13 protein-coding genes are annotated in these 17,275 nt (G+C 72.7%); 9 read left to right on the forward strand and 4 right to left on the reverse strand.

Annotated features, from left to right (window positions below):
- Window positions 1-1,602: sigma-70 family RNA polymerase sigma factor (locus ACWCRJ_RS20120; protein ID WP_450940519.1), on the reverse strand; the 1,602-nt coding region annotated here is incomplete at its 3' end.
- Between the two features lie 397 nt (window positions 1,603-1,999).
- On the opposite strand from ACWCRJ_RS20120, the gene ACWCRJ_RS20125 reads away from it, so the two are divergent.
- Genes ACWCRJ_RS20125 through ACWCRJ_RS20140 form a run of 4 tightly spaced genes read left to right on the forward strand, consistent with a single transcriptional unit; the run spans window position 2,000 to window position 4,928 of the window.
- Window positions 2,000-2,440, forward strand: coding sequence for an SsgA family sporulation/cell division regulator (locus tag ACWCRJ_RS20125; RefSeq protein ID WP_450940520.1), 441 nt, complete (start codon window positions 2,000-2,002; stop codon window positions 2,438-2,440).
- Between the two features lie 24 nt (window positions 2,441-2,464).
- Complete coding sequence (locus ACWCRJ_RS20130; RefSeq protein ID WP_450940521.1) at window positions 2,465-3,601, forward strand: permease; 1,137 nt, start codon at window positions 2,465-2,467, stop codon at window positions 3,599-3,601.
- Window positions 3,598-4,449 (forward strand): TIGR03943 family putative permease subunit, encoded by an 852-nt coding sequence (locus ACWCRJ_RS20135; RefSeq protein ID WP_450940522.1) that lies wholly within the window; start codon window positions 3,598-3,600, stop codon window positions 4,447-4,449. Before ACWCRJ_RS20130 ends, ACWCRJ_RS20135 begins: the two co-directional genes overlap by 4 nt.
- A gap of 26 nt (window positions 4,450-4,475) precedes the next feature.
- Window positions 4,476-4,928, forward strand: a complete 453-nt coding sequence (locus ACWCRJ_RS20140; protein ID WP_450940523.1) for a gamma-glutamylcyclotransferase family protein — start codon at window positions 4,476-4,478, stop codon at window positions 4,926-4,928.
- A gap of 16 nt (window positions 4,929-4,944) precedes the next feature.
- Here ACWCRJ_RS20140 and ACWCRJ_RS20145 read toward each other — a convergent pair whose 3' ends face one another.
- Together ACWCRJ_RS20145 and ACWCRJ_RS20150 are read right to left on the reverse strand one after the other, a co-directional pair.
- Entirely contained in the window at window positions 4,945-7,398 is a 2,454-nt protein-coding gene (locus ACWCRJ_RS20145; RefSeq protein ID WP_450940524.1) for an alpha-galactosidase, read from the reverse strand.
- 154 nt (window positions 7,399-7,552) lie between these two features.
- Entirely contained in the window at window positions 7,553-9,697 is a 2,145-nt protein-coding gene (locus tag ACWCRJ_RS20150) for a molybdopterin oxidoreductase family protein (protein WP_450940525.1), read from the reverse strand.
- Window positions 9,698-10,038: 341 nt separating this feature from the next.
- On the opposite strand from ACWCRJ_RS20150, the gene ACWCRJ_RS20155 reads away from it, so the two are divergent.
- Window positions 10,039-10,557 carry a hypothetical protein gene (locus ACWCRJ_RS20155; RefSeq protein WP_450940526.1) on the forward strand — a complete coding sequence of 173 codons (519 nt, stop codon included), beginning with the start codon at window positions 10,039-10,041 and terminating at the stop codon, window positions 10,555-10,557.
- Between the two features lie 8 nt (window positions 10,558-10,565).
- Here ACWCRJ_RS20155 and ACWCRJ_RS20160 read toward each other — a convergent pair whose 3' ends face one another.
- Complete coding sequence (locus ACWCRJ_RS20160; RefSeq protein ID WP_237547372.1) at window positions 10,566-11,180, reverse strand: SanA/YdcF family protein; 615 nt, start codon at window positions 11,178-11,180, stop codon at window positions 10,566-10,568.
- Between the two features lie 344 nt (window positions 11,181-11,524).
- Between ACWCRJ_RS20160 and ACWCRJ_RS20165 the strand changes: the two genes are divergently transcribed.
- From ACWCRJ_RS20165 to dnaG, 4 genes are all read left to right on the forward strand, one after another.
- Window positions 11,525-12,385: a sirohydrochlorin chelatase gene (locus ACWCRJ_RS20165; protein ID WP_450940527.1), complete on the forward strand. Its 861-nt coding sequence runs from the start codon at window positions 11,525-11,527 to the stop codon at window positions 12,383-12,385.
- A 142-nt stretch (window positions 12,386-12,527) separates the two neighbouring features.
- Complete coding sequence (locus ACWCRJ_RS20170) at window positions 12,528-13,874, forward strand: deoxyguanosinetriphosphate triphosphohydrolase (RefSeq protein WP_450940528.1); 1,347 nt, start codon at window positions 12,528-12,530, stop codon at window positions 13,872-13,874.
- A gap of 104 nt (window positions 13,875-13,978) precedes the next feature.
- Window positions 13,979-15,244, forward strand: a complete 1,266-nt coding sequence (locus ACWCRJ_RS20175; protein WP_450940529.1) for an NAD(P)/FAD-dependent oxidoreductase — start codon at window positions 13,979-13,981, stop codon at window positions 15,242-15,244.
- Window positions 15,245-15,356: 112 nt separating this feature from the next.
- A complete protein-coding gene (gene dnaG, locus ACWCRJ_RS20180; protein ID WP_450940530.1) occupies window positions 15,357-17,258 on the forward strand; it encodes a DNA primase in 1,902 nt (633 codons plus the stop codon).
- The last annotated feature ends 17 nt before the right edge of the window (window positions 17,259-17,275 follow it).

Genomic DNA, 17,275 nt, shown 5'->3' on the forward strand with positions numbered 1-17,275 from the left:
CGGCGGTACTTCTTGCACGGGTGGCGCTTCCTCGGCGGGCGGCGCCTCTTGCACAGGTGGTGCCGCCTCGACAGGCGGCGCCTCCTCGACCGGCGGTACTTCTTGCACGGGTGGCGCTTCCTCGGCGGGCGGCGCCTCTTGCACAGGTGGTGCCGCCTCGACAGGCGGCGCCTCCTCGACCGGCGGCGCTTCCTGCACGGGTGGCGCTTCCTCGGCGGGCGGCGCCTCCACCGCGGGTGGTTCTTCCGTCACGGGCGGCACTTCCTCTCCCGGCGGCGCCTCCTGCACGGGCGGCGCTTGCTCTCCCGGCGGCGCCTCCTGCACGGGCGGCGCCTCCACCGCGGGTGGTTCTTCCGTCACGGGCGGCGCTTCCTCGCCCGGCGGCGCCTCCCGCACAGGCGGCGCTTCCTCGCCCGGCGCCCCCTCCCGCACAGGCGGCGCCCCCTCCACCGGTACCCCCTCCCGCACCGACACCCCCTCACCCCCACCCGCCCCGAAACCACCAGGCAGACGCGACCCCACCCCCACCACCACACCCCGGCGCTCGACAACCTCCGGCGACCGCCCCTCGGGCCGATGCGGCACCGGAGCCTGCGCGACCGGCACCCGCCGAGCCGCCCCCACATCCGAGTCGAGGGGCGCGAGAAGGACACCGCCCACCACGACGGCAGCCGCCGCAGCCACCCCCACGGCCGCAACCGCGGGCACCTTCACCCCACCAGCCCCACTCGCCCCACCCGTAGCCACCTGCCGCACCGCATGCAGCAGTTGCCCGCCATACCCACCCGCCCCGCCCAGCGCGGTGACCGCCCCGGCGGACCCCGCCGTCAGGGAGAGCAGCAACTTGCCCCCACCCCCGCCCACGACGAACACCACCAGCGCCGGACCGACGAGCGCCGGCAGCCGGTCGTTCGTGCGCATCAGCACCGCGAGCCGCGCCCGGCAGTCGTCGCACACGTCCACATGGCCGAGCAACTGCTCGGACTGCCGCGAGGTCGCCGTACCGCGTACGTACGCCGGCATACGCCCCCACCGCACCTGACACGCCGGATCGACCGGCGCCCCCGGCTGCTCGCGCAGGAAGGCCTGACGCATCCCCTCACGCGCCCGGTGCAGCAGCACCGCCGTCGCGCCCTGCTTGGCACCGATCCGCTGCCCGACCGTCTCCAGCGGCTGCCCCTCGGCCTCGGCCAGCCACAGCGCCCGCACCCACCGCTCGGGCAGCTGGCCCAGCACACGCACCAGCAGATCGACGGAGGAGACCTGTTCAGCGGGGTCGGCGGCACCGGCGGCCACCCGGACGTCGGCCTCGACCCGCTCGGGAGCCGTCGGATCCAGCGGCGTCTCGCGCGTGGCGGCCGTCCCCGCGGCCGTCGCGAGATGCCGGACCGTCGTCGTCAGATAGGCCGGGACGTTGTCGATCTCGTGCCCCGCCGACAGCCTTCGCCACACGCGGAAGTGCGCCTCCGCGACGAGGTCCTCGGCGGTCCAGGAGTTCCTGGTGAGGGAGCGCGCGTACGCGACGAGGCGCGGGTGCTGTTCCTCGAAGATCCGGGTGTACGCGGCGGTCGCGGACGTGGACGCGGGCAGGCCGTCGGTCATGGCGGGAACGCTCTCCAGTCACCTGCTGATGGGATGTGGCCGATTTTGTATGTTGCAATGACAAAAATCTCAAGTAATTACACAAAGTGACGCACATCACAGCGGGTTACCGCCAAGGCGGCGTAATACAGGGGGCCTTGGCGCAGTCGGACCGGGTGTCACCCGAAGAGACAACTGACGAACACACGAGCCCGCGACCTCCGAGCATCCGAAGGGCCTGAACCGCATGAAGAAGTCGAAGCGCCCGAAGAACCCGAAACCCCCGACGGACCCGCAGCACCAGCCGCACCCGAGGAACGCGCAGCACCCGAGGAACGCGCAGCACCCGCAGCACCCGCAGCACCCGCAGCACCCGAAGGACCCGAAGCACCTGACGTGCTTGAACTGGAGACCGCTCATGCACCCCGCGCAGCCCACCGTGCCCACACCCCCAGCTCTCGAACAACGCGCCCGCGCCCGCCTGATCACCCCCGACTACGACGAGGTCCCGGTCCGCACCACCCTGCGCTACACCCCGGACGACCCCTTCGCCGTGCACATCGACTTCCCGGCCGGCGTCTCCGCCGACGACGTGAACGTGACCTGGGCGTTCGCTCGCGCCCTGCTGGCGGAGGGGCTGGACAGGCCGACCGGCATCGGCGACGTACACCTGTGGCCCTACGGCTCGGCCCACACCGTCGTGGAACTCCGCTCACCGCACGGCATGGCCATGATCCGCTTCGACACACCCACCCTTCGCCGCTTCCTGCGCCGCTCGTACGCCGTCGTCGCGCTCGGCGGCGAGACCCTCGGTCCGGCGTTCGAAGACGGCCTCGCGTCCCTGCTGGACGGGGTCTGAGACGGGCCGCCCCGAGCGCCCGCTATGTTCGACCCGAACGTCCGGATGTGCGGAGTGGGCATGCAGAAGACAGATGAACCGGCCGAAGCGCCGGCGACCCCCGGGCCACACGGGGCGACGGACGGCCCGGAAGCCGCGGTGGCCGGGCCGATGACACCCGCCGACGCCGACGCGGCCTCCGACGCCGACGCGTCCCCCGACCAGACCTGGCCCCGTCACTGGCCCCTGCTGCTCCTCGGCGCGGCCGTCGTCCCCGGTGTCGCGCTGTTCGCCATGGCGAGGTGGATGGAGGAACCGGCCGTACTGGCGTGGCGGACCGTCTGTCTCTCCATCGCCGTGCAGGCGCTGCCGTTCCTGCTGCTCGGTACGGCTCTGTCGGGTGCCATCAACGCGTTCGTACCGGCGCGGGTGTTCACCCGGGTACTGCCCCGCAGGCCGGCGCTCGCGGTCCCGGTCGCCGGTGCCGCCGGGGTGATCCTGCCCGGGTGCGAGTGCGCGTCGGTGCCGGTCGCGCACAGTCTGATCCGGCGAGGGGTCAGTCCGGCCGCCGCCTTCGCCTTCCTGCTGTCGGCGCCCGCCATCAACCCGATCGTCCTGACCGCCACGGCCATCGCCTTCCCCGGCAGCCCCGAGATGGTGCTGGCCCGGCTGCTCGCCTCCCTCGTCACGGCCGCCGGAATGGGCTGGCTGTGGCTCTGGCTGGGGCGCGCGGAGTGGCTCAAGCCGGTCGCGCGGCACACGGGACACCGGCCCGGGCAGAGCCGCTGGAACGAGTTCCGCACCGGCTTCCAGCACGACTTCCTGCACGCGGGCGGCTTCCTCGTCGTCGGCGCGATGGCCGCGGCCACCTTCAACGTCCTCGTCCCGCGTACCGTGCTCGACACCTTCGCCGACTCGCCCTGGCTGTCGGTGCTGTTCCTCGCCGCGCTCGCCATCCTGCTCTCGGTGTGCTCCGAGGCCGACGCCTTCGTCGCCGCGTCCCTCACCGGCTTCTCACCGACCGCGCGGTTGACCTTCATGGTGGTCGGGCCCATGGTCGACCTCAAGCTGATCGCCCTGCAGACCGGCACCTTCGGCCGGGCCTTCGCGGTCCGCTTCTCCAGCGCGACCGTCGTCGTTGCGATCCTGTGCAGCGTCCTGATCGGAGCCGTCCTGCTGTGAAACGACCCCTGCAGGCGCTCCTTCTCCTTCTCTGCGGCCTCGGCCTTCTGCACGCCACCCTCCTCACCGACCACTACCTCAGATACGTCAAGAAGGGCATGCACCCCCTCCTCGTCGCCTCGGGCGCGCTGCTGCTCGTGCTGGGCGCGGCCGAGGCGTGGTCACTGTGGAGGCAGCGCAGGACCGCCGCCCAGGACCGCCACGACGAAGGGCACGAGTACGACGACGGACACGGGCACGAGGACGACGGCGACCACGAGGACGACGGCGACCATGAGGACGGCCACGGTCACGATCACTCCACCCCGCCCCGAGTCGCCTGGCTCCTGCTCCTCCCCGCCCTGAGCCTGCTGTTCTACGCCCCGCCGGCCATCGGCGCGTACACCGCCTCCCGTGAGCCCCCCAAGGCGGTGACGATCACCGAGCAGGACGCGTTCGACCCCCTGCCCAAGACCTCACCGCTCCCGATGACCCTCACGGACTTCACCCGCCGGGTGCAGCAGGACCGCGACCGGGCCATCGAGGGCCGCACCGTCCAGCTGACCGGCTTCGTCACCCCGGACAGGGCAACCTCCTCCGGGACGGGCGACGGCGCCGGGGACGCCGGCTGGTACCTCACCCGCGTCATCTTCAGCTGCTGTGCCGCCGACGCCCAGTTCGTGAAGGTACGCGTCCACGACACCCCGGCCCCGCCCGCCGACACCTGGGTCACCCTCACCGGTACCTGGCACCACGCCGGCACCCTCGGCACAAGCTCCGCCGAGGCGGCCCTCGACGCCCACAGCCTCAAGAAGATCCCCCGCCCGTACAACGACTACACGGACGGCCTCCCCCTCCCACCCTCCTGATCCGCTCGACCCGCCGGAGGAGTACGGTGCTCCCCTTCTTCGTCTACGGCACCCTCCGCCCCGGAGAGGTCAACCACGACCTCTTCCTGCGTGGCCGCACCCGCGCCGAGCGCCCCGCCAGAATGCGCGGCATGGCCCTGTACGACGGCCCCGGATACCCCTACGCCGTGGAGGAGACCGCGGAGGAGACCGGCGGGGGCCGCGGGGGAGGAGGCGCCGTGACCGGCGAACTCGTCACCGCCCGGACCGAGTCCTACGCCGAACTCCTGCGCGCCCTGGACGAGTTGGAGGAGTACGCCCCGGGCGACCCCGCGAACCTCTACGAACGGGTGGAACGCCCGGCGACCCTCGACGACGGCACGGTCGTACGGGCCTGGGTGTACGTCGCGGCCCCGGCCGTCGCCGCCGGGCTGCGGGCCGGCGGGAAACTGATCGAGGACGGCGACTGGCGGGGCCGCCGCCCGCCGCCGTCCGCCTAGGGCCCTTCTGACGGCCCTAGACCGCGCTGCCCCGTACCCCTTCCGGCGACGCGGACGGTGTCAGCCTCAGCAGCAGGACCGACGGGGCTTCGGGCAGGCGCACACGCAGTTCCGGTCCGTCCCAGGCGGCCGTACCCGTGGTCGCGGACGGATGCAGGACGTCCACCCGCGGCGCGCCCGTCCCGGTGCGGGGGACGGCGAAGGGCCCCATGGTGAGGGACCGTTCGGTGCAGCCGCCCCGCCGCCAGACCGTGACGTACACCGGCCCCGCGCCCGCGACCGGCGGTCTCAGCCCGAGCGCGATCCAGTCGTCCGTCCAGCCCGGAAGTCCGAGGGGCCAGAAGGGCAGGGATGTGCGCAGGTCGGCCCGGATCGCCTTGTGGACCGTCAACGCGTCGCGCACCAGCGCGATCTGATGGTCCGTCATACCGTCCAGGTGGCCGGAGAGATGGATGCGGCCGAGCAGCGCGGAGCCGAGCGTGAAGGCGATCTCCTCGTCCGTGCAGGACGGTTGGGGGTAGGCCCAGACGGCACCCTGCTCCGGAGGCACGGCGGTGGGGGCGGCGGCCGCGATGGGCGGGTAGCGCAGGGGGTCCTGCTGGTCGGAGGTGGACTGGAGCTGGGCCACGGCCAGTGACGCGCCGTCCATGCGCATACCGCCGGAGGCGCAGTTCTCGACGACGAGCCCGGGGTGGCGGTCCAGGATCGAGGTCAGCCAGGACAACCAGGCCCGGGAGTGGGCGAGGTGGGCCGGCGCCGAGGTGGTGATGTTGTAGTCGAGCTTCAGATAGCCGACGCCCCACTCACCGACGAGTCGGTCGACCGTCCCGTCGAGGTGGGCGCGGGCCGCCGGGTGGGTCAGATCCAGCTGATGGCGGCCCTGTTCGGTCACGCGCGTACCGTCCTCGTGCCGGAGGAAGGCCTCGGCCGGCAGCTCACCGGCGAGCGGACTGCGGGCCCCGACGACCTCCGGCTCCAGCCACAGCCCCGGCACCATCCCCCGCTCCCGGATCCGGTCGAGCACGACCCGGATGCCGGCGGCGGGATCACCACCGCCACCGTCACCGGTGCCACCCACGTCACCACCACCGGGGAAGCGCCGCGCCGACGGAAGCCAGGCGCCCACACTGTCCCACCACCCCCCGGGCGAGTCGGCGTCGTCCGTGCCCGCGCTTCCCCCGCTCCGGCCGTCCTCCCCGCCGTCCCCGTCGTCGTACCACCCCGCGTCCACGCAGAAGTACTCGGCGCCCGCCTCCGCCGCCGCGTCGATGAGCGGCAGCAGCTTCTCCGTGGTCGGGTCGCCCATCAGCGTGTTCATGTAGTCGTTGAAGATCACCGGCAGCCGGGTGTGGTCCGGGTGGGGGCGGCGTACGGCTCGGCGGTAGGAGGTCAGGGCCGCCAGGGCGCCGTCGAAGCGGGTGCCGAGGGCGAGGGCCGCCCACTCCGTCGTGAAGTCGGCGCCCGGTTCCAGCACCGCGCGCCACCGGTGCTCGTCGTACGTCGGGCCGCCGAGCGCCAGATACGCCCCGCCCGCCGACTCGCCGGCCTCCCAGACCCAGCTGGACGCCGACTCGATCTGCCACAGCCAGGTGCGGTCGTCGTTGCGGTGCCGGAGTGCGCCCATCGCGAGATGCCCGTCGGTGGGCCAGCTGCCGCGCCCGGCCAGGCGTGCCGCCGCGTGTCCGTTGCCGCCGTGCACCCGGTGGTCGATGTCGGGCACGGAGTCCCGCAGCGGCTCGGTGTACCAACGGCACTCCGCGAGCCAGTCGTTGCGTGCCCGCAGGACGGACAGCTCGTCGGGGGAGGGGAGCCCGCCGAGGAGGAGACTGCCGACGGAGCGCACGGTGACCGTCCCGGCGCCGTCGTTGCGCAGCCGGACCCGGGAACGCAGCACGGGGACGCCGTCCGGCGAGGCGTACTCGACGAAGGCGGTCAACCCGCTGACCGGGTCATGCAGTTCGAACGTCAGCCGGTGCCAGCCGTCACTCTCGCCTGATCCGGAACCGGAACCGGACCCTGATCCGGACCCAGACCCGGCATCAGACCCGGACCCGGCATCAGCCCCAGACCCGGCATCAGACCCGGAATCAGACCCGGACCCGGACCCGGCACCAGCCCCGGACCCGGCAGCGGACCCTGACGCGGCTGTGGGCGCCGCCGCGTCGAGCCCGGCCCCGTACGTCGAGTGGTGTGCCCGGTACCGCAGACGCCCCCCGATCGCCGTCCCCGTGAAGCGGGGTCTCGCCCAGCCCGTGCCCTCGCCGAGCAGAACCAGGTCCACCAGGGGCAGCGAGCGGTCGGTCCCGGCCTCCTCGGGGCCCGGTTCGGGTTCGCCGGGCCGGCGTACGCGCAGCAGCCGGGGCGTGTCACCGCTCAGGTCGAACTCGGCGGTCAGCGCGGAGTGCCCCCAGCGGTAGGAGAGGCTCCACGGGAACGAGTCGGTCCAGCGGTGACTGTCGTGCTCCGGCATGCGATCCCCCCGGGTCGGCTGTACTCCCGTGCGGTCACGGCGAGCTGCGCCTGCGCCGTCCCCACCATGGTGATGCGTCGGGACAACCACACGGGATCAACATAAGGGAAAGCGTGAACGTTCAAGCGCCATCAGCCCGACCCCGGGCGTGACCTCACTCGCCCACGGTCTCCACCCGCACGGCGCACGTCTTGAACTCCGGCATGCGGGAGGTGGGGTCGAGGGCCGGGTTGGTGAGGGTGTTGGCACGACCCTCGCCCGGCCAGTGGAACGGCATGAAGACCGTGTCGGGGCGGATGGCGGTCGTGATGCGCGCCGGGGCCACCGCCCGGCCCCGGCGGGAGACCACGGCCAGCGGGGCACCCTCCACCGCGCCGAGCCGCTCGGCCAGCCGGGGGTGCAGCTCCACGAACGGGCCGGGCGCGGCGGCGTTCAGCTCGTCGACCCGCCGGGTCTGGGCGCCCGACTGGTACTGGGCGACCACGCGCCCGGTGGTGAGCAGCACCGGGTACTCGGCGTCCGGCTCCTCGGCCGCCGCCCGGTGCGAGACGGGCACGAACCGGGCCCGGCCGTCATCCGTGGCGAACCGGTCGAGGAACAGCCGCGGGGTGCCGGGGTGCGCCTCGGCACCCGGAACGGCGGGCAGGTCGCCGGCGGGCAGATCGCCGACGGGCAGGTCGCCGACGGGCGCGGGGCAGGGCCAGAACACCCCGTTCTCCTCCGCCAGCCGGCGGTAGGTGATCCCCGAGTAGTCGGCGGGGCCACCCGCGCTGGCCCGCCGCAGCTCCTCGAAGACCTCCTCGGGATCGGTCGCGAAGCCCTTCTCCACGCCCAGCCGGTCGGCCAGCGCGTGCATGACCTCCAGGTCGCTGCGGACCCCGTCGGGCGGGCTGATCGCGCGCCGCCGCAGCAGCACCCGACCCTCCAGATTGGTCGTCGTGCCGGTCTCCTCCGCCCACTGCGTCACCGGTAGCACGACGTCCGCGAGCGCCGCCGTCTCCGACAGCACCACATCGCACACGGCCAGGAAGTCCAGCGACCTGATCCGGTCCTCGATGTGCGCGGCACGCGGCGCCGACACCACCGGGTTGGAGCCCATCAGCAACAGGGACTTGATGTCGCCGCCGAGCGCGTCGAGCAGTTCGTACGCGCTGCGGCCCGGTCCGGGCAGGCTGTCGGGGTCCACGCCCCACACCTCGGCGACGTGCCGCCGGGCCTCGGGGTCGACGAGCTTGCGGTAGCCGGGCAGCTGGTCGGCCTTCTGGCCGTGTTCGCGCCCGCCCTGCCCGTTGCCCTGCCCGGTGAGGCAGCCGTACCCGGACAGCGGCCGGCCGGCCCGGCCCGTCGCCAGCGTGAGGTTGATCCACGCGCCGACGGTGTCCGTGCCCTTGGACTGCTGCTCGGGGCCGCGCGCGGTGAGCACCATCGCGTGCTCCGGCTCGCAGAACAGCCGTACCGCCTCGCGGAGTTCGGGAACGGACACCCCCGTGATCCGTTCCACGTACTCCGGCCAGTGCGCCATGGCCGCCGCACGGGCCTCCTCCCACCCGCTCGTCCGCTCGCGGATGTACTCCTCGTCCGTGCGCCCCTCCGCCACGATCAGGTGCAACAGGCCGAGGGCCAGGGCCAGATCGGTGCCGGGACGCGGGGACAGATGCAGGTCGGCCTGTTCGGCCGTACGGGTGCGGCGCGGATCGATGACGATCAACGTGCCGCCGTTGTCGCGCAGTTCCGTCAGATACCGCAGCGCCGGCGGCATGGTCTCCGCGAGATTGGAGCCGACGAGGATCACACACCCCGTCCTCGGGATGTCCTCCAGCGGGAACGGCAGCCCCCGGTCGAGCCCGAACGCCTTCATCCCCGCGGCCGCCGCCGAGGACATGCAGAACCGGCCGTTGTAGTCGATCTGCGAGGTGCCGAGCACCACTCGCGCGAACTTGCCGAGCGCGTAGGCCTTCTCGTTCGTCAGCCCGCCGCCGCCGAACACTCCGCACGCGTCCGGGCCATGTTCCGTCCGCGTGCGGGTGAGCCCCTCGGCGATCCGGTCGAGTGCCTCGTCCCAGGTGGCGGGCTCCAGGACGCCCGCCCTTCTGACCAAGGGACTGGTCAGCCTGACCCGGGACGAGAGCACCGCCGGCGCCGTACGGCCCTTGCCGCACAGCGCTCCCCGGTTCACCGGGAAGTCCGCGCGCTCCGTGACCACTACGACCCCTTCGGTCCCGTCCGCACCGGGCGTCAGGTTCATTCCGCACTGCAGGGCGCAGTACGGGCAGTGGGTGGGCGTCGCGGAGTTCGGCATACCGCCCAGCGTGCGGCGGACGTGTTACGCGCCGGGACGCTCCCCGTTACGCCACCGGCACGGGGACCTCCCGGCGCGCCCGCGCCCGGCGTGAGGAGCCGGTCGGCGCCGTCGCGGCGCGAGGGGTGAACGACGGGTGTGTCGATGTCCCGGTTCTGTCACCGTAGGCGGCCGGGCAAGCGCTTACCGTCCACGTGTTCGGCCCGTGCGTGCTAAGAACTACAGGCGCCACCGACGACGGGGACCGAACGGGGACCGAGCCGCGAGCCCCGGTGTGGCGTACGTCCTGTCACATGGCCCGTGCGAGGGCCGTAGGGGGAAGAGGAAACACCGTGAACCGTATGCGCACCACCGTCGCCGTCCTGGGGGCCGCCGGTGCTCTCACCGCCGCCCAGCTGGGCCTCGCCGGTGCGGCGTCCGCCGCGTCCACCGGGTCGCAGCCCACCGTCCAGACGCAGGCCGCCGCGAGCTGCCCGATCAAGATCACCTACCTGAAGAAGTTCTACGTGGACAACAACAACTGGGTGACCAACGGCGGTCTCCGGTTCGGTCTCACGAACTCCAGCAAGAAGGTGACCTTCAAGGACGTCAGCCTCAAGGTGACCAACACCAAGAGCCTGCGCTTCGGCAAGGCGACGGTCACGACCAAGGGCGCCAAGATCACGCAGAAGACCAACCAGATCGTCAAGGTCGCCGCCAAGACGCTGAAGCCCGGCAAGAGCGCCGCCTTCAAGGTGAGCACCCGCATGCTGCGCACCGACCTCTACGAGGTGAAGTTCGCCGTCTACGGCAAGACCACGGACGGCAAGAAGTGGGGCTGCGCCGTGGACCAGGGCACCTGGGGCACCGTCCAGCACTGACGGCGCGCTCACCGGCCCGCTGACGCCAGCGCCTTCGAGACCCCCGTTTCCTCAGGACCGAGGAAGCGGGGGTCCGGCTCGAACAGCGCGTCCAGGGAGGCCTTGCCCGCCGCGAACAGCTCACGGGTGGCCCCGTAGTACCAGGTCGCGTCGTGCCGGTCCTGCACGCCGACGCCGTACGACTCGACGCCCGCCTCCTGGCACAGCGCGACCGCCCGGCGGATGTGGAAGCCCTGGCTGATGAGCACCGCGCGGTCCACGCCGAAGATCTTCCTGGCCCGGACGCAGGAGTCCCAGGTGTCGAACCCGGCGTAGTCGCTGACGATGCGGTCGTCGGGCACGCCGTGCTCGGTGAGATAGCCGCGCATCGCGTCCGGCTCGTCGTACTCCACGCGGCTGTTGTCCCCGGTGACCAGCACCACCTTGATCCGCCCCGACCGGTACAGCTCGGCCGCCGCGTCCAGCCGGCGCGCGAGGTACGGGGACGGCTCGCCCTGCCACAGCCCCGCGCCGAAGACCATCGCGACCTCGGTGCGCGGCACGTCGGCCGTGCTCCGCAGCCGGTCGCCGGCCGCCGTGAACATCCATGTCGAGGGCAGCAGTGCCAGCACGCACAGCAGCATCACCACCTGCACGGCCCGCCGCCGGCCCGTCCGCGTACGCGGCAGCCGCACCACCCGCCCGACACGCCTCACGGCGGCCCACCCCCGTCTCCCGGACCCCGTAGGCGTCCGGCGAATGTGTCCTGGTTGTTTCCGACGGGCCCCACCGCGCCCGTCCTTCCGACCAACGAAGACGTCATCCGTGTCGCTCCGGTTCACCGCCAGGCGTGACAAGCTTCACTCGGACGAGTGGAAACGCCAGGTCACGCGGGTTCACACACCCGCATCCCGCGCGGTGAACCGCTGGAAAACACCCGTGACCACCGTGCAACGGGCAGGCAACCTCCCCCCGGCACCATGGATCCATGACGGCGACGACGAGCAAGTCGAACGCGGACCTCGACAGTACGGCGCACATCATGAACCTGATCACCGACCAGCTGGCCGCCCAGCTCAGCCGCGTCTCCCGCGACGGAACCCGGCGTCCGGCACCGCCCGCCCTGGTCCTCGTGGCCCACGGCAGTCGCGACCCGCGCGCCCTGGCGACCGTGCGCACCCTCATGGAGCGCGTCCGCGAGCGGCGCCCCGGCCTCGCCGTGCACCTCGGCCACATCGAGCTGAACGAGCCCCTCCTCCCCGACACCCTCGCCGCCCTCGGCGACCGGGCAGCGGTCCTCGTCCCTCTGCTCCTCAGCCGCGGCTACCACGTCAAGCAGGACATCCCCGAGATGGCGGCCGCCGCCGAGGCCCGCACCCGGCTGGCCGCCCCCCTCGGCCCGCACCCCCTCCTCGTGGAGACCCTGCACGCCCGTCTCGTCGAGGCCGGCTGGCGCACCCGGATGAGCGCCGCCACCCGCCGCACCAGCGCGGTGGTGCTCGCCGCCGCCGGCTCCCGCGACCCCGAGGCCGCCGAGGACACCGGCCGCACGGCCCGCCTCCTCGCCGACCGCCTCGGCGTCCCCGTCCTCCCCGCCTACGCCTCCGCCGCGGCCCCCACCGTCCCCGAAGCCGTCCGCTGCCTCACCGCCCGAGGCCGCACCCGCATAGCCGTGGCCTCCTACTTCACCGCCCCCGGCCGCTTCGCCAGGGAATGCGCCGAAGCGGCCCCCTGGATCACCGCGGCCCCCCTGGGCGCCCACCCCACCATGGCCAAGCTGATCCTCCACCGCTACGACGAGTCCCTGACGAGCAGGGCGAGGCCACTGCCGGCGCTGGCCACGGCATAGGGGGCCGTGGAACCCCGGAACGCCCCGGAAGGGGCGCGGGGAACTGCGCGACCGGCCACGAACCGCCCCGCAGCCACCCACGCACCGGACCCGGTGGACGAGTAGGCACCCATTTGTCACACCCTCCCCGTACTGTCGAATCATGGAAGGCACCACACCCCCCAGCCACGACACCGCCGCGAGCCACGACACCCCGCCCGCCTACGACCCGCCCTCCGCGGAGCGCTACGCCCCCGAGCCCGACAAACGCCCGGGCCGCACCGCCTTCCAGCGCGACCGCGCCCGCGTCCTGCACTCCGCCGCCCTGCGCAGACTCGCCGGCAAGACCCAGGTCGTCACCCCCGGCACCCGCAACCTCGCCTGGGACGCCAGCCCCCGCACCCGCCTGACCCACTCCCTGGAGTGCGCCCAGGTCGGCCGCGAGCTGGGCGCCGCCCTCGGCTGCGACCCGGACCTCGTCGAGGCGGCCTGCCTCTCCCACGACCTCGGCCACCCGCCGTTCGGCCACAACGGCGAACAGGCGCTGAACGAGTTCGCCGAGGACTGCGGCGGCTTCGAGGGCAACGCCCAGTCCCTGCGCCTGCTGACGAGGATCGAACCCAAGCGCTTCGTGCCCTCGGACACCACCGGTGAACTCGTCAGCGTCGGCCTCAACCTCACCCGCGCCGCCCTGGACGCCGCCACCAAGTACCCCTGGCCGCGCGGCGCCCACCCCACCGACCCGCGGTCCTCCAAGTTCGGCGTCTACGACGACGACCGCCCGGTGTTCGACTGGGTCCGCAAGGACGCCCCCGGCACCAGCACGACCTTCGAGGCCCAGGTCATGGACTGGTCCGACGACGTGGCGTACTCCGTCCACGACGTCGAGGACGGCCTCCACGCGGGCCACATCGACCCCAACTGCCTGCACGCCGAGCCCGAACGGCAGGCGGTGTTCGAGGTCGCGCGCGGCCGGTACGCACCCGCCGACACCGACCCGGCCGAACTCGCCGCGGCCCTCGACCGCCTCCTCGACCAGGAGTGGTGGCCGCACGGCTACGACGGGACGGCCGTCGCCCAGGCCCGGTTGAAGGACGCCACCAGCCAGCTCATCGGCCGCTTCTGCCTCGCCGCCGAGGGCGCCACCCGGCAGGCGTACGGCAGCGGCCCCCTCACCCGGTACGCCGCCGAACTGGTCGTCCCGCGCGGGACACGCCTGGAGTGCGCGGTCCTCAAGGCCGTCGCCGACCGGTACGTGATGCAGCGCGCCGAGCAGGAACGGCTCCGCGCCGACCAGCGGATCGTCGTCGCCGAGCTGGCGCAGGCGCTCACCGCCCGCGCACCGGAGGGACTCGAACCCCAGTTCCGCGCACTGTTCGACGAGGCGCGGGACGACCGTGCCCGCAAGCGGGTGATCGTCGACCAGATCGCCTCGCTCACCGACCCCTCCGCCCGCACGTTGCACGCGAGACTGACGGGGCGGACGGGACAGGGGTATACGGGGATATGACTGACACGTGACCCTCCGTGGCCTGATCGGGTCACTCCCTCTTCCCGCATCACGCTGTGTGCGGGACGCTCGCATGTGGACGCAACCTCAAGAGGAGGCATCAAGTGGTCGACGCGGATCAGACATTCGTCATCGTCGGTGGTGGTCTCGCCGGCGCGAAGGCGGCCGAGACGCTCCGAGCGGAGGGCTTCACCGGCCGCGTGATACTGATCTGCGACGAACGGGACCACCCCTACGAGCGCCCGCCGCTGTCGAAGGGCTACCTCCTCGGCAAGGCCGAGCGCGACAGCGTCTTCGTCCACGAACCGTCCTGGTACGCCCGCCACGACATCGAGCTGCACCTCGGCCAGACCGTCGACGCGATCGACCGTACGGCCAAGACCGTCCGCTTCGGCGACGACGGCACCCTCGTCCAGTACGACACCCTCCTGCTGGCGACCGGCGCCGAGCCCCGCCGCCTGGACATCCCGGGCACCGACCTCGCGGGCGTCCACCATCTGCGCCGTCTCGCCCACGCCGAACGCCTCAAGGGCGTCCTCGCCGCGCTCGGCCGGGACAACGGCCACCTCGTGATCGCGGGCGCCGGCTGGATCGGGCTGGAGGTGGCGGCCGCGGCCCGCGAGTACGGCGCGGAGGTCACCGTCGTGGAGCCGGGACCCACCCCGCTGCACGGCGTGCTCGGCCCCGAGCTGGGCAACCTCTTCGCCGAACTGCACCGCGAGCACGGCGTCCGCTTCCGCTTCGGCGCGCGGCTCACCGAGATCGTCGGCCAGGACGGCATGGTCCTCGCGGCCCGCACGGACACGGGCGAGGAGCACCCGGCGCACGACGTCCTCGCGGCCATCGGAGCGGCACCCCGGGTCGGCCTCGCCGAGGCCGCCGGACTGGAGCTGGCGGACCGGTCCCAGGGCGGGGGCATCGCGGTGGACGCCCGGCTCCGTACGTCCGACCCCTCCATCTACGCCGCCGGTGACGTCGTCTCCTTCCCGCACGCCCTGTTCGACACCCGGCTGCGGGTCGAACACTGGGCCAACGCGCTCAACGGCGGCCCGGCCGCCGCGCGCGCGATGCTCGGCAAGGACGTCACCTACGACCGGGTGCCCTACTTCTTCTCCGACCAGTACGACCTGGGGATGGAGTACTCGGGATGGGCGCCGCCCGGGTCGTACGACCAGGTGCTGATCCGCGGGGACGCCGGCAAGCGGGAGTTCATCGCGTTCTGGGTGAAGGAGGGGCGGGTGCTCGCCGGGATGAACGTGAACGTGTGGGATGTCACCGAGCCGATCCAGAAGCTGATCCGGTCCCGGGCCGCCGTGGACGTCGAGACGCTCGCGAACCCCCAGGTACCGCTGGAGAGCCTGATCGCCTAGCCGACCGCCGGAGGGGGCCGGGGCGGCCGCGGACCGTGTGCGACCGGCCGCGCGGGTCCCCGCGCCCCTTCCGCAGCACATCCGTGTCAGTGGGCCACCGTAGAATCACCGCGTGGCAGGACGGATCAACGACGAGGACGTGAAGGCGGTTCGGGACGCGGTCCCGATCGACGCCGTGGTGTCCGAGTACCTCCAGCTGCGGAACGCGGGCGGCGGAAACCTCAAGGGCCTCTGCCCCTTCCACGACGAGAAGTCGCCGTCGTTCCAGGTCAGCCCGAGCAAGGGACTGTTCCACTGCTTCGGCTGCCAGGAGGGCGGCGACACCATCACGTTCGTGATGAAGGTCGACCACCTCTCCTTCTCGGAGGCCGTCGAGCGCCTCGCCGCCCAGGCCGGCATCACCCTGCGCTACGAGGAGGGCGGGTACAACCCCTCCCACCAGCGCGGAGAGCGCATCCGCCTGGTCGAGGCCCACAAGATCGCCGCCGAGTGGTACGCGGAACAGCTCGCCACCGGCCCCGAGGCCGACACCGGCCGGATCTTCCTCGCCGAGCGCGGCTTCGACCAGGCCGCCGCCGTCCACTTCGGCGTCGGCTACAGCCCCCAGGGCTGGGACCACCTCACCCGCTTCCTGCGCGGCAAGGGCTTCGCCGACAAGGAACTGCTGCTGTCCGGGCTGTCCCAGGAGGGCCGCCGGGGCCCCATCGACCGCTTCCGGGGCCGGCTGATGTGGCCCATCCGCGACATCGGCGGCGACGTGGTCGGCTTCGGCGCCCGCAAGCTCTACGAGTCGGACAACGGCCCGAAGTACCTGAACACGCCGGACACGGCGATCTACCGCAAGTCCCAGGTCCTCTACGGCATCGACCTGGCCAAGAAGGACATCGCCAAGGCCAGCCGGGCCGTCGTGGTCGAGGGCTACACGGACGTGATGGCCTGCCACCTCGCCGGGGTGACCACGGCCATCGCCACCTGCGGCACGGCCTTCGGCGGCGACCACATCAAGATCCTCCGCCGGCTGCTCATGGACAACGGCTCGGCCCGTGTGATCTTCACCTTCGACGGCGACGCGGCCGGCCAGAAGGCCGCCCTGCGCGCCTTCGAGGACGACCAGAAGTTCGCCGCCGAGACCTACATCGCCATCGCCCCGGACGGCATGGACCCCTGCGAGCTGCGCCTGGCCAAGGGCGACGACGCGGTGGTCGAGCTGACCGAACCCCGCACCCCGCTCTTCGAGTTCGCGCTCCGCCAGATCGTCGCCCGCTACGACCTGGAGACCCCGGCGGGCCGTGCCTCCGCCCTCGACGAGGCGGCGCCCGTCGTGGCCCGCATCAAGAACAGCGGCGCGCAGCACGAGGTCGCCGTGCAGCTCGCCGGCATGCTCGGCATCCTCGACACCCAGTTCGTCGTCAAGCGCGTCGCCCAGCTCGCCCGCTGGGCCCGCGACCGGGGCGGCCAGGGCCCCGCCCCCACCGCACAGCGCTCGGCCCAGCCGTACGAGTCCACCATCCGGCCCCCCTCCGGACCGGCCCTCACCCTGCGCAACCCGGTCTACGCCACCGAGCGTGAACTCCTCAAACTCGCCCTCCAGCGCCCGGAGCTGGTCGCCCCCGCCTTCGACGCGTACGGGGTCGACGAGTTCACCGCCGCCCCCTACGCGGCCGTCCGCGTGGCGATCATCGAGGCCGGCGGCGTCGAATACGGCGCCGAGGACCCGCAGGAGTATCTGGTCCGGGTCCGCGAGGCGGCGCCCGACGACACGGTGCGGGCCATGGTGACCGAGCTGGCGGTCGAGGCGATCATGCGCAAGACGGTCGACGAGGTGTACGCGGGCGCGCAGTTGGTCACCGTGCGCCGTCGGGCCGTGGAGCGCCGGGTGCGCGACGTCCAGGGCAGCCTGGCGAGGGCGGCCGCCCAGGGCGACCCGGCCCAGCTGGCCGCCGTACAGAACGAGTTGTGGGTCCTCCAGCAGTACGACCAGGCGTTGCGGGAGAGGGGCGCGGAGGCGCTCTGAGCCCATGCCGGCACGCG

Source organism: Streptomyces sp. NPDC002324 (assembly GCF_053593335.1).

What these genes read in the sequence shown, in the direction of transcription:
- ACWCRJ_RS20125 (WP_450940520.1), top strand. Translation starts at nt 2,000, where the DNA reads ATGCACCCCGCGCAGCCCACCGTGCCCACACCCCCAGCTCTCGAACAA.
- ACWCRJ_RS20130 (WP_450940521.1), top strand. Translation starts at nt 2,465, where the DNA reads ATGTTCGACCCGAACGTCCGGATGTGCGGAGTGGGCATGCAGAAGACA.
- ACWCRJ_RS20145 (WP_450940524.1), bottom strand. Translation starts at nt 7,398, where the DNA reads ATGCCGGAGCACGACAGTCACCGCTGGACCGACTCGTTCCCGTGGAGC.
- ACWCRJ_RS20150 (WP_450940525.1), bottom strand. Translation starts at nt 9,697, where the DNA reads ATGCCGAACTCCGCGACGCCCACCCACTGCCCGTACTGCGCCCTGCAG.
- ACWCRJ_RS20155 (WP_450940526.1), top strand. Translation starts at nt 10,039, where the DNA reads ATGCGCACCACCGTCGCCGTCCTGGGGGCCGCCGGTGCTCTCACCGCC.
- ACWCRJ_RS20160 (WP_237547372.1), bottom strand. Translation starts at nt 11,180, where the DNA reads ATGCTGCTGTGCGTGCTGGCACTGCTGCCCTCGACATGGATGTTCACG.
- ACWCRJ_RS20165 (WP_450940527.1), top strand. Translation starts at nt 11,525, where the DNA reads ATGACGGCGACGACGAGCAAGTCGAACGCGGACCTCGACAGTACGGCG.
- ACWCRJ_RS20170 (WP_450940528.1), top strand. Translation starts at nt 12,528, where the DNA reads ATGGAAGGCACCACACCCCCCAGCCACGACACCGCCGCGAGCCACGAC.